The 13927-nt window shown below is 36.5% G+C and carries 8 protein-coding genes; all 8 read right to left on the reverse strand.

What is annotated here, in order from left to right:
* Nucleotides 1-357: 357 nt before the first annotated feature.
* The 8 genes from PZ892_RS17345 to PZ892_RS17380 are packed head-to-tail and all read right to left on the reverse strand — an operon-like array spanning nucleotide 358 to nucleotide 13913.
* A complete protein-coding gene (locus tag PZ892_RS17345) occupies nucleotides 358-1458 on the reverse strand; it encodes a discoidin domain-containing protein (RefSeq protein WP_094282025.1) in 1101 nt (366 codons plus the stop codon).
* 4 nt (nucleotides 1459-1462) lie between these two features.
* Entirely contained in the window at nucleotides 1463-3193 is a 1731-nt protein-coding gene (locus PZ892_RS17350) for a LamG-like jellyroll fold domain-containing protein (protein ID WP_094258719.1), read from the reverse strand.
* 10 nt (nucleotides 3194-3203) lie between these two features.
* Nucleotides 3204-5198, reverse strand: coding sequence for a M60 family metallopeptidase (locus PZ892_RS17355; protein ID WP_277711718.1), 1995 nt, complete (start codon nucleotides 5196-5198; stop codon nucleotides 3204-3206).
* A gap of 3 nt (nucleotides 5199-5201) precedes the next feature.
* Nucleotides 5202-6899 (reverse strand): LamG-like jellyroll fold domain-containing protein, encoded by a 1698-nt coding sequence (locus tag PZ892_RS17360; RefSeq protein ID WP_229678262.1) that lies wholly within the window; start codon nucleotides 6897-6899, stop codon nucleotides 5202-5204.
* Between the two features lies 1 nt (nucleotide 6900).
* On the reverse strand, nucleotides 6901-8487 hold the full coding sequence (locus PZ892_RS17365; protein WP_277711719.1) for a DUF5008 domain-containing protein: 1587 nt from the start codon (nucleotides 8485-8487) through the stop codon (nucleotides 6901-6903).
* Nucleotides 8487-9236: a fasciclin domain-containing protein gene (locus PZ892_RS17370; RefSeq protein ID WP_094258717.1), complete on the reverse strand. Its 750-nt coding sequence runs from the start codon at nucleotides 9234-9236 to the stop codon at nucleotides 8487-8489. The genes PZ892_RS17365 and PZ892_RS17370 overlap by 1 nt, the downstream gene beginning before the upstream one ends.
* Before the next feature lie 17 nt (nucleotides 9237-9253).
* Nucleotides 9254-10753 (reverse strand): RagB/SusD family nutrient uptake outer membrane protein, encoded by a 1500-nt coding sequence (locus PZ892_RS17375; protein ID WP_229678261.1) that lies wholly within the window; start codon nucleotides 10751-10753, stop codon nucleotides 9254-9256.
* A gap of 10 nt (nucleotides 10754-10763) precedes the next feature.
* The gene (locus tag PZ892_RS17380) at nucleotides 10764-13913 is read right to left on the reverse strand and encodes a SusC/RagA family TonB-linked outer membrane protein (protein WP_229678260.1); all 3150 of its coding nucleotides are present in this window, start codon (nucleotides 13911-13913) and stop codon (nucleotides 10764-10766) included.
* Nucleotides 13914-13927 lie beyond the last annotated feature (14 nt).

Here is a 13927-nt window from a genome sequence, read left to right on the forward strand (position 1 = left end):
TTGATTGGAAATTATGCGGTTTATATTATTTTATTAGGATGTAGTGAGGGTGAAAAAGTTCAATATAAAAATAACTGAATTTATGTGAAATCCAATAAGGCTAAGAAAATCAAACGCAGTTAGTAGATAATGAGAAAGGAAAATTATTGGGAATTAACTTATGAGTATCCACAAAAAAAGCCGCTTCATTTTCATGAAGCGGCTTTTTGAAAAGTGACTACGCTGAGGCTCGAACTCAGGAGTCACGGATTAAGACAACAACAGAATTTAACTTATTAGATCCTGCATATCATTAGGGTAAAGCCAATACCACACTATCAAGTATTATCGAGCAAAACTTTACCTTTTTTCCAAGCCTTAATATATCGAAAACGCAACAAATTCAGATAGATGGGTGCTGTTAGAACCTCCAGTAAGCATATTTAATCTTAGATAACGTGCTTTTGCAGGATTATTCAAGATTGTTGACTGCAAACCTTTAACAGCAGGGTCATGAGTACCATTTGCATGCAACATGAACCATGTTTTACCATCTAGGCTACCCTCGAGACTAAAAGTTCTGAAACCCGATGAATTATTATCATTCCTTGGTGCCAATTGAATTTTAGAAACGAGATATTCTGTTTTCATGTCAAACATTAACCAGTGTGGATATGGAAGATCCTCAGGCCAATACGATGAGTGCCATTTTGTATTCAGATTTCCATCAAGGACCCCTTCAGGAGTACCGGGACCTTCGCCAGGATATGATGATGAAGCCGTAGCAGTCCAATCTTTTCTATCAATTGCGACTTCCTCAACAACTCTGATACTGGTATCCTTCACCGAAGAAACCTTATTAAGACTATCCAATACACTAAGTTTTAAATTATAAACTCCCCTTTTTAAGGCAATAGACATTTCAGAAGATCCTAATTTATTCATTCCAGATTCATATTGCTTCCCGGATATATCAACCTTAATATTTACAGGAACTTTAGTTTGATTCTCCCAAAGGATAGTAATCTCACCTTCACCACCTAACATAGAAATTGACTCAAACACCGATCTTGAAGGATAAGGTTTAGCTGTAATTTTATAAATAAAAGGATTAGAGAAAATACCCTCCTTGTTCTCTGCTATTACAGTTAGATCTGTGGCTTTACCAATTTGAAAATTGTTTAATTTCAACACCTTGCTAAAATCTGTTACTGTAATACTATCTTTTTTACTGTCAGATTGATAAACCAGATGTAATTTTGAAACCCTTTCAGTATCGGTTTTTTCAAAATTAATTTCTACTGTTTCATTAAAGTCCGTTACGAAAGCCAGATAATCTGGTTTTACAGGTCTTCTATTGCTTTCAGCAGGATTTTCTTCAGCAATTTGCTTTGGAAATACAATGTCTTCTTCTTTACAGCTGACAACCAAGCTTAATAAAATCATTAAGAAGCTTGAAATTTTTAGAGTATGCTTCATGATATTATTTTAAAAATTCTATTTCAAAATTTGTAAGAAATGGTTTTCCCTCTAATGCCCAATTCTCCATTGGCGTTATTCCTAACCAATAAAGAGATTGGCTTGAAATATCCAAGTTCTGCATAAGGATCGCATTGGGATCCACATATGGTAGGTTATTGTTGGTTACTTTATATTGAAAATCACCCTGAAGATTGATATTAGGCATACCTTCAATCTTATTTTGTAAAACTCTTTTCCCATCATTTAATGGCCAAAATCCTTTAAGGTTTTTATATTTAGCATGTTCAGGAGCTATTCCTACTCGACGTGAGTTTGCCAAAATTTCTCCTTCAGTTAATACCGTATTCCAGATATGGACATCTGATATTTGAAGGTCAATAAATTCACCCAAAAACACATAAGGTTGAAATCCGAAAGTCAAAGGACTATTAGATTTTATATTTGCAATATTCAATCCGTCTGTTTTCTCAGATGCTTTTACACCATTAATATAAAGTGTTGCTTTCACGCCTCCATCCACTTTCTGAATAGTAGAACTGATATGTGCCCATTGATCATCAATTGACGCTGGACCAGCAGAAATTTCTATTGATTTACCGCCATCACCCATCCAAAAATGAACATTATTTCCTCCTCTAAAAAATGACCATCCTGGAGTTGATCCCGTTCTTCCATCTGTTTTACTCAAAAACGGAGGATATACATAACTAAAATTACCCTTGGCATTTCTGTTAACCTTAATTTTAGCTTCTATAGTCAATCCTGTTTCTGGATTAGGATTATAATCTTGCTCATTTTCTGCAACATCATTTCTAGCCCTTACACCTTCTTTTGGCCCGTTCTCCTGACCATTGTAGCCATAAAAACGTGGCGAACTGATAATTTCAGGAACAATCTCCTGACCTTTTAAATCCTTTTGGTAATAAAGCGTGAAGATATTTCTTTCCTGAAAACTATCACCACCATACTCATTCTCAAGACCACCATGGTTAGAAGTAATGATAATCAGCCAATTTTCAAACTCAGCATTTTCACGAGACTCAACAGCCTTAACTACCTCATCAACATAAACATCTACTTTTTCAAGCGCCGTTTGATATTTACTGTTAGACATCAAAAAACCACCATTTTTGCCAGCTTCCAACACATCTGTAAATTGAAGTACAAATAAATCTGGAGCCGATTTCTTTAATAAATCAACAGCTGCATTTTTAACGGCTTCATCAGATTTATAATTATTTGTTTGGTCAGCATCCATTAACAGGATTGTTGCTAAACTTTCATGGCGAACCATGGCAACAGTACTTAACTCTGGCTGTTGGCTTTCAATTCTTGCAAACAAGGTTGGAGAAAACTCCAGTTCACCATGTGGATCATCTGGATTCTCAGTTGGAAGGAAATTCTCGTCCAATACATGATGTTTGCTTGAACTATAGCCTGTCATCATTGTTGTCCAAGTCGCAGCATCAGAGGTGTTTTCATCAGTTAGAGCTTGAAAGGAATATTTCCCCTTCTTCATTAAGGAGGCAATTTTTGCCGGTGTTTTCTTCTTCATCTCTTCCCCCACTAAACCGTCAATAGAGATCACCAACACTTTCCTTTTCACAGATTTTTCAGACTCTTGTTCATAGTCTTCAAAAATTTGTGGAGGATTATAATATTTTGTACATGAGTTACCTGATGCTAGAATTACAGCAGCAAGAACACAATATTTAAGAAATTTCATTTTCATAATTATTAGGTTAATTGATATCAAAGAAGGCCCCTAATTCTGCAATTGCAACATGCGGTTGTCCTACCCAGTTTTGCTCTGTGAATTCAAATCTTACAAAACGAACATCCTCAATTTTATCAAATTTTATTTCCTTACGATCAGCACGCGTAGGATCAGAATTAGATGTAGACAGCCTGATTTCGCCCTGCAGTTTCCAGTTGTCATTTGTGGTTTCACGCGTATAAACTTTTGCTGATTTATGGAATGTAGCAGTTTGGCGATTCACAAAATAAGCCCCCCGAATACTTGTAATTGCACCCATATCCATATCTACATGAACTGGAAGTACTGTTTGTGGATTACATCCTGAATAACAGGTGTGCCAATAGGTGGATTTATCCCCGTCTTTCATTGCATCAATTTTTCCTGTACTCTCACCTGTAGCAGTAGCTGCATTAGATGAGTAAACGAAATCCAATGGGTCTAGGTCATATTTACTCGGTAATGGATCTTCACCACCTTTATTTGTTAATGGATCATAAGTCCAAATAGTTTGAGACATAGGTGGGTATTTAGCCCTCATCTCGCGTTTAGCAATGGTACTGATACGAATCCCCCATGCTTCAAAAAACCTGATATAATCCTTACCTGTAAAGTCACATAATGCTCTATAGAAGAAATCACGTTTTGCTTCGTCTAAACCAAATCCATACTCTGTATTTCTTGCTTCACGATATACATAAGGCATAAAGTCCCATCCTGACTCCCCTTTTTTGCCTTTTGCTTTATTGAAGATCTGAAGAAACGGTACAATCTTGAAAAATGGATCCTGAGATTCTTTGTCAGCAATAATATTTTTAGAACCATCTCTCTTAGCATACTCCAGAGCTAATGGAAATTGTTCTGCCAATGCTGGATGTGTTGCTATACTAAAATCTTGATGACGATTCGCCGTTTTGAATACAAATAAGTTGTTTGTGGTTTCCCCCAATCCATTCCAACTCCATGTTCCTGTCTGTTGATAGTTATGTCCTACCTCGTGGAAGGTTCCCCAGGCTCCGCCAGTTTTACCCATCAAGGCATCCCATTGAACAAATGTAGAATACCAGTATCTATCCATCATTCCAACCCATGGATTTCCGTTATGACCATATCCTACTACCGGCTGAATATCAAGTACCCCACGCTCTGGTAGATCTGGATATGAATTTTTAAGATCTGAAGAATTTTCTTCTAACCCCATCCAGTCATAATAATCCTTCACATAGATTTCATTCCATTCTTGTAAGGCTTTTTCAACCTGAGAACTTTCGTTTCTATAGGTCAAAACAAATCGACGCGGAACGGAGAACACTACTCTCTCGGATCTTAGTTCTATCCAAGGAACTTCTGTATTCTCTACATCCTTCAACCATTGCGCAACATTCGTTTTTCCAAGAATAAAATCTGGCGAGCGAACTGCCCCTGCAAACTTTAATTTTACAGGATTATCAATGGAGATTGATGGTTTAATCCAGATAGTTCCACCATAAAGATTCTTGATATAATTAACCCCAGGGAATAACTCTTTTACAGTATAAATAATAGCATCTCTTCTTAAGGACTCCGAGCCAGAAAGATTGTCCGTATGAACACCAATCTGTGCTGTAAGACCTATCACATTCTCAGGTACAACAATTCTGATATTCTCTCCAGCAGGAGCATATAAACCAGTACTAAAAATAGGCTTTGGCGTTGTACTAACCTTGATATCATAGGATTGAACCCATTTAAAATCAAGATCAAAGGTTACTGTCGTATCAGCTATTCTTTTTACATTTTCACCAACTAAACCTGGAAAGATCCTTGCTTTACTATACATACTCCTATCTGCAACGTTCATGGCTGTATCCGTTTCTATTGGAGTCGCAGTAGTATCCCCTTTTTGATAACCATCAACAAAATCATAGCCATATTTGCCGCAGGAAATCAAACTTGCAAAGATGCAGACGCAAATTGCGCTTTGTATTAAAATCCTTTTCATAATTTATTTCATAATTTTATAAACTGGAGTCCAGCTCTTACCATCTAGTTTCCATTCTTTTTGTGGAATAATTCCCAACCATTGATAAATCATAAATGGTACATCAACTCCGTTTGGAACAATTTTGTAGAATGAATCTGAAATCGGAGGTGAGAAATAACTCACGATATCGTTGAATGAAACCCAATTATAATTCCCCGTTAGGTTTAAATGTCTTCCATTGCCTGTCATGTCACGAATCTGCCCCTTGCCTATATCGTCATATCCTGGCCAATAACCAATCAGATTTTCATAGTAAGGGTGACTGTCATCGATTAAAGTTTTACCATAAACGGCTTTGATATTTTCTTTTGGAATAGCAACATTATAAATCTGAATATTACTAATCAAAACATCAGGAGCAGAGTTGTCATTACCTGCTTTTTTTCCAACGACAAGTGGTGCATTATTGTCAAGATTATTTCCATTGGTTAATGCTTGCCTATCGTTAGGAACTCCATCTGTAAACACTCTTAATGAATCTCCTCTTGTAACTGTTACGGTGAAGTTATGCCACTCCCCATTATTTACAGCCGTTCCAAATGCCTGACCGCCGATATTGGAGTTCATACCAAGAGCCATATTACCATTCCTCACTTCCCCAAAAATATTCCATCCTGGACCCGAAAATCCAGCATCCCTTTTGGAAAGGAAAATTGGGTAGTTCCAGTTGCCATCTTTAATATTCGATTTAAAATTGAAGGAAATAGTGAAGTTTTTATTGTTGGCAAAATTAAATGCCGCTGCATCCTGAAGCACTGCATTCGTAGATGGTGTCCCATAGGTATAACGAACTGCTGCTCCTTGATATGGAATAGAAGATGAGTTTGGAGTTGGGAAGAATTTACGATCAAACTTGGGAGAATAAAAAAGCGTAAAGATATTACGTTTAGAATCCCCATAGGATGTGTTATTAATTTCGCCATTGTTTTCAATTGCACCTCCAGCACTTGAAGTAACAATAACTAACCAGTTTTCTGTCTTGAAATTTTGACGAGATTGAATTTCTGTAATCAATTCTGAAACTTGTTTATCAAATGCTTTAATGGCAGCGATATATTTAGCATCACTTGATTCATAGCTTCCAGACTGCCCAGCTTTATCAACTTCTGAAAAATGAGCCAAGAATACACTTCTTTCATTTTCTTTCAATGCAGCTTTTGTCTTATCTACAACTTCCTGATCAGATTTAGAAACTGAAGCATCCGTAACCCCTTTAATGAAAGTGTTTGTGAACTCATCAGAACTTGAATTTGCAGTTATTTCATAACCCAAATCAAGGGCTTTGATCCTGCTTAGTAAGTTTGGATATTCTTTGCTTTTATAAGTGCTCAAATCTGAGTTTACAACCGCATGTTTGTCCGAGGTTGTTCCAGACAATAAATTAGTCCAGCCAATCTCCTTTGTATGAGGGTTTGATTTAAAATCAATCAAACTACCATAGCCAAACATAGAATTTTGCTGCATTTTCACTAATTGGGTTGGAAGGATTTCCTGAACGGCTTCCCCTCTTAATCCATCGACTATAATATAGAGCACTTTAGAAGTACCAGCATCATAGCCTTGTTGTTCACTATATTCAAGCAAACGATTTGGAAATTCCTTATTACATGAGCTTATAAAAGGAATTAATATTAATAATCTTATAAATATCGCTTTCATGTTAATTTCTTATTTCCAGTTTTACAATGTTTCTAATTCGTTTTCCATTTACCTGATTAAATGATCCTCCAATCAGGATTGCTGGATACCCTTGACTTGATGTTGTTTCAACAACGGTATTGACGAAACCATCAAAATCTCCAATATTGTTATAGGATTGCAAGGCGTCTCCATTTGGTTCAAGAATTAATAGTTGCGATCTTTTAATACCATTATAACTAGTGAATGACCCTGAAACAACGATTTTACCGTTATTTAAGATTTGAGCAAAAATTGGAATACCATTTCCTAAATCGCCCATTTTAAAGCCATTGTCTATACTGCCATCAGCATTTAACACAACTAATCCTTTCATTGCCTGGCCATTAAACTGGGTGAAATTACCAGCAATAACATACTTCTTAACTACGCTGTTATATTTCACAGAAAATATGGTATTGTTTGCTCCGGAACCGACACTAAAGCTCTGATCAACAGACCCATCCGAATTAATACGAACGATTCTTCCTTTAGCTTGATTGTTGAAGTTCGTGAAATCACCAACAATGACTATTTGTCCTAATTCATTCTGAGCTGCCCCAGCTATATTTCCTGTAGTTCCACTGTTTTTAGAGGCAAAGGTTGAATCCAAAGATCCATTTGGTTGAAACTTCATGATGTTGCGAACCTTTGTATAAACAGCACGCTTATTCTCTCTTGAGGAATACCTGTAGTCAATCTTGATATGATTTGAAAAACGTCCAAATGCAATTGCTCCTTCATCAGAAGTAGGAATAAGTTTTAGAATTGCTCCGTCCAATGAACCGCCATTAAAAGCTGTTACAGTATCAATATCATTTAATTCATTTTCAGGATTTGGGTTAATTACCGGGGTAACTAATGTATCCAATGAGCCGTTTGCATTCAAACGCGCAGCATTCAACACCAACCTCTTATTGAAGTTAGTCATAGCACCGGCGATTAAAAACTTCCCACTTGGAAACCGAATTATTGAACTGATTACGTCAGAGCTTCCATATCCGAAATTCAACCCTCCATCTGTTTTACCCAAACTATTGATATAATGAATCCCGTTTCTATAAATATTTTCAGCTTTCTCATTATCAAAATCTGTAAAATCTCCCGTCACAATGAATCCTCCTCCAAATGGTAATATATCCGTAACAGAACCATCGAATCCACTTTTTATTCCAAAGTCCTCATCAACTGAAACCTTCCCTCCCACAAAAAACCTTGGACCAAAGAATACTTGGTTCTGTAATTTGACGGAAACACCACCTGTACTTGCAAGGTTTGGAATACGAACATCAATGGTAGAGTCACTTAATTCTACAATTTCAGTCTCCATCTCATTGATTAAGAACTTAAAATTCTTTTCATATTTCTTTAACCCTTTTACTAGAAACCTTACAACTTCTCCAGGTGCTGCAGTCTCAGGGATAGGCTTTTCATTTAGAAAAAAAACACCTAAAGGGCTTTTTCCACCTGCATAAGGATCTTCTCCTATCGGGTCATCCTTATGGCAACTTGATGTCACTACCAACGCAATCAAAGCGATGAGTAGGCGATATATAAAGAGCTTATTCATTATTTACTTGCTGGTTTTATGCCCGTACTATAGGCGGTGGAAGAAAATTCATATGCATTAAATCCAAAATTATGTTTGCTAAAATTGAGGACATGTAATACGCCAGTAGATGTCTGCAAATCAGAGGTCGCTACTGGGGCATTGATAAAATTCGTAGCCGTACTTTCGTTTGAAAAGTTGTAGACATAAGAAATATATAATTGGCGATATCCCGCATATTTAATAACCTGTTCAACCCCTGCTGAATTCTTCGAAACCACATCGTTGTATAATACGCCAATGTTCACAGGTTCTTCAGCATAAGAAGTATAACCCTGACCAGGATAGATATCTAGATTCAAAGTATCCAGCTGTGGAAAATCCTTTAACAGGTATTTACCGTCTAGGATATACCGGGATAAGAATTTTTTCCATACTTTAGGATCAACCTGACTTAGGTCTTTCACTGTATCTTGACCCAACAGATATAATTGACGATTTAACTGATAAATGGATTTATTAATCGTCACATTGGCAGGTGCAAAAAATGTCATTTCAGGTTTATTAATGACCTGCTCTAAATCCGCAATTTTTATAATTCTAATCAATGAATCAAACAATTCTGGCCGACTTTCAAGAAACTGCATAGTCGTTCCATTATAAATTGGATCGTGGATACCTGAATCCAAATAGTCTTTTTTATTACATGATGACACAAATATAATGGCCATCAAAAACAGCATGATCCAGGAGTATTTATTTGTTTTCATAATATTCTCAGTCATAATTAGTTCCAATAGGTGTTCAAGGTCATGTAAGGGTTGTTTTTTAAGGCACTTCTATCAATTGGCCAAGTCCAAGCTCCTTTGTTGAATGCTTCTACATTAATTGGAGATGAGGTATACTTAGAATTAATAACTTTTTTTGTCCTCACTAAGTCATAAAAGAAATGTCCCTCACCCATTAACTCTCTTGTTCTTTCCCACCAAATAAAATCCTTCAATTCATCACCAGCCTCACTTATCGCTGGATCTGCTTTCGCTCTATCTCTAATGATATTAACCATTTGACGAGCTTGGCCATCTAATCCTAATTCTGCCAATGCCTCAGCACGTAACAAAATTGCATCTGCATAGCGAAAAACAACTTGATTATCATCTGGGTTATAATCCTCTCCTTCCTCCATGAAAATATTGGAAAACTTAAGCATCTGCATTAACCCTGTTGTATTGTAAATATTCTCATCAAACCAGATATCCTTACGGCTATCCTTCGCGCTCATTGGATAAAGTTCTTCCATGAATTTCGTGTCATAATAGATATAAGATCTGGTTGTAACTTTATTCGGAAAGCGCAAAACATAATCTGAAAAAGGTGCCGAAAGGTGGAAGGTTTCCCCGTAGTTTAGATTTTGAGTTATTTCAAACAAACCTTCTTTGGTTCTTCCTTTAAATATTTCTTTGGTTCTTTCTAATGGAAGTAATTCATATGCTCCACCATTTTCTTCCATGATTTCTTTCCCTAAAGCCTCAACATCACGGTAGTATGGATTCTTATCCGCATCGGTAAATCCAGCAATCCACATATTCATGTGCATCATCAAAGCAATTGCAGAACCTCTCATCGTGCGATTTCCTATTAATGATGGATCTTCATAGGTCCATGGAAGATCTTTATAATGTAGTTTCATGTCCTCAATACACTTTTGTAGAACTTCAACCATATCCGTTCTTCCAATTGCCTGGCTGTGATAAGCTTCGGTATAATAAGGGATATCTCCATAAAGTCTAACCATGAAGAAATAAGCTAGATTGCGTAAAAAAGAGGCTTCTGCTTGGAACTGCTTTTTCTTTGCTTCTGATAATATCCCCGGCTCCAACTGATCCATTTCGTAGATTACGATATTTGATAGCTGAACCATTTTATAGAATGTATTCCACTTTGTAATACCATCAAATCCAAAATATTCGAATCGTGGACCTAGTGTAGCATTCAAAAGATTGAATTTCAAATACGTTAAATAATCTCTACCTTCACCACTGGTAGCAGATGTTCTATTGATGGGAGCACACCTTAAATCTCCTGTTGCTGGAAAGAAAATTCTCCCCATGGTTGCATCCCGAAATGTGGAATAAATTCCAATTAAAAATTGCTCTGCGTCACGTTCAGTTTTCCAATAATTATTCCCCGATAAATCATCGATTGGGGTAACATTTAAAAAATCCTTCCCACAAGAACTAACCATTAGAATGGCGCAACAACAGATTGATATAAATATTTTTTTCATAATAGTTGGTTTAAAATTGAACGTTAATACCAAAAGTGTAACTTCTGCGATTTGGATATCCTTGCGAAGAGTCTCTTCCTAAGGCAGAAACTAATTCTGGATCCGGACCAGAGTATTTACTGAATGTGTAAATATTATTTGCTGTTAAGAATAATCTAGCTGATGTAATACCCAATAATCTGCGAACATAGTCTCTATCGAAGTTATATGACAGCGTAGCTGTTTGGAACTTTAAATAAGAACCATCCTCTTGAAATAAGGTCTGGTCATAACGGAATGGATCATAGAAACCAAATCTTCTAAAATCAAATGGATTCGGATAGTAAGCATCAACATGATCTGGCGTCCAATAATTTAACTCGGACAATGGAACTAATGCTCCTTGTCCTACTGGGTTTGAGTAGTTTTTAAATCTGTCCGCTAAAGCATTATTCATGATATCACGCTTAATTGTCGCATACCATTGCGTGTTTAATGCCCAGTTTTTATACTGAAGGAAAACATTCACACCACCGGTAAAAACTGGTTGAGAGTTACCTACAATTACATAATCCTTTTCATCTAAAATATAGTCGCCATTTAAGTCTGTCCAAATTGGATCCCCAGCACGGAAGAACTTCTCTTCTGAAAATACTCCTCCCATTCTGTAGCGTAGACCTGTATTTGGATTAATTGGCACATCTGCATCTGTCTTATAGACTCCGTTATAATGTAGTAACACATTTGATAAAGAGTTAATACCAAGCCTATAAAGAATTGACTGCTTGTAAATTGTATTATCTTCAATCAATAACTGCCTCACATCATCAGGCAATGCCGCAGCATAATCCCTATTCAATGCCCCATTCAAATTAATGTTCAATGACCAATCCGAATTGCTGAACTTAGGACGAATACCGACCATAAATTCATGACCCATATTCACTAAAGATGTTTCATTCGTTTTTACATTTCCGAAAGCATTGATATTTGAGATTTCCTTTTCACGAAGAATCTGATCAGTTTGTCTATAATAATTCTCATAAGTAAATGATAGTAAGTTATTGAACAAACCGATTTCAATAGCTCCATTTAACTGCGTAGTTACAGATGGTTCAAGAGAAATATTAGGAATAAAGTTCATGTTCAAACTCACTGAAGTTTGATTGTTATAAGTTGTTGGGTTAGCAACATATCTTCCGTAAACATCAAAGATATTTCCTGTAGGAACGATATTTTTACCCCAAGTTCCACGTAAATTCAAATAATCTAACCATGAAATATTCTCCAAGAATTTTTCGTTTTTCAGGTTCCAACGTAATCCAACCGAAGGCAAATGCGCCCAAGGATTAGAAGTCCCAGTAGTGCTTGATCCATCCAACCTATAAGTCAATTCCAAAATATATTTAGACATAAAATTATAGGAAGCATTTCCCGCATATCCTAAAGTCCTAACCTCGGAAAGGTTGTCCAATGTACCACCCAAAGCAGCAGATGGCTTATATCCTAGACCAGAGGTAATCTGATCACTTGGAGTACCTGTCAATTGCATCACATCTGCTCTATAATGTTTAATCTGCAATTCATTAAATGCATATGCAGAAATGGTATGAGCACCATTTAAGGTTTTTGTATAGGAAACCATGTTTCGATTATATAATGTGTTTTGGCGATCATTATAGGAATAGATCTCATTGGAATTGGCATTTAAGGCTTCAGGTAAAAATCTATCCTGCGTTGCGGCAACATAATTATAACTAAAGGTACTTGTCCCCCGAATTCCCTGAATGGGTTCCCATTGGAGTTCAACCTGGCTATTGATATTTCCAGTTTTGTTCTCATTGATCATTTCCAAGGCGGTTAATGCACCAATACTACCTGAGAACAGAGATGGTGGAGGTAATAAAGAAGATGTATTAGCCGAGTTAGCTACCCCCGATTGTCCAAAAGCATTTCCACTACCTGTACTATTTTTTCCTAATGAACCATTCATATATCCACTCATCTTGAACCGAGTACTTGGCATATATTGCATATTCATCATTAAGGAATATCTTGTAAATCCTGTATTCTCTACAATACCTTTTTCATTATAATAACTTGGCGAAATCTTGTAGTTAAATTGTTGATCACCACCGGAAATATTGAAATTATGAGTTTGGTTGAAAGTCGATCTGTAAAAATAAGATTGCCAATCAGTGCTATTATTGTAATATGCGTTCAACGAATCGGCAAGCATTGGTGAATCATTGATCAATCTTAATGCACTTGCATAAGTAGTATCATATCTCATAATCTGCTGAATACGAGTCCTTCTTTCTTCAACCCCTCCAATTACTTGGCGAAGCGAAGGGGGCGTATTTACGAAGAAATTGGAAGTATAACTGATAATAGGAATCTTAGAACTACCTCTTTTTGTTGTTACTAAAATTACTCCATATGCTCCTCTTGAACCATATAATGCAGTTGCCTGGGCATCTTTTAAAGTAGTAACAGATTCAATATCTTCAACAGGAATCAATGAAAGCGGACTAATACCAGGACCTGCGGTTTGAAATCCATATTCGAAATTATTGTTCTCATCCAATGGAACCCCATCAATAACGAATAAAGGTGATGTAGGAGTTAAGAATGCCTGATCCCCTGAACCTTGGATATTAATATTTGAAATACCACGTAATGCAATATTTCCACGCATTCCGGGCGTACCATTATTTAACTGAATATTTAATCCGGCAACTTTTCCTTGTAATAAGTCAGTAAAGTTTGCTGCCGGTATATCTTTGATATCATCTGCAGTAATGACAATTGCAGATCCTGTCAATGTTTTCTTATCACGTGCCTGATAACCTACTACAACCGTTTCTTCAATGGCATTATTCACTTCTTCTAGCACAACATTATAAACAGTCTTGCCTGATTGAACAGTAAATCTGTTGGTTTCATGACCGATGCTTTTTACTGCGATTATCGATCCGGAAGGAACATTGATTGAGAAGCCCCCAGAACTATTGGTCGAAGTCAAATGTTTCCCGGTGGATAATAAAGTTAATGTCGCCCCATTGATAGGATTATTAGATCCATCCTTTACAGTTCCTGTAATGGCAACTTGACCAAGTGCCACCATTCCCTGAAGGATGAAAATTAAGGTTATGCATAAAATGCTATATTGGTTTCGCATGATTTTTATTTTAT

The sequence above is a fragment of the Sphingobacterium sp. WM genome (genome assembly GCF_029542465.1).
Lineage (GTDB): Bacteria > Bacteroidota > Bacteroidia > Sphingobacteriales > Sphingobacteriaceae > Sphingobacterium > Sphingobacterium cellulitidis.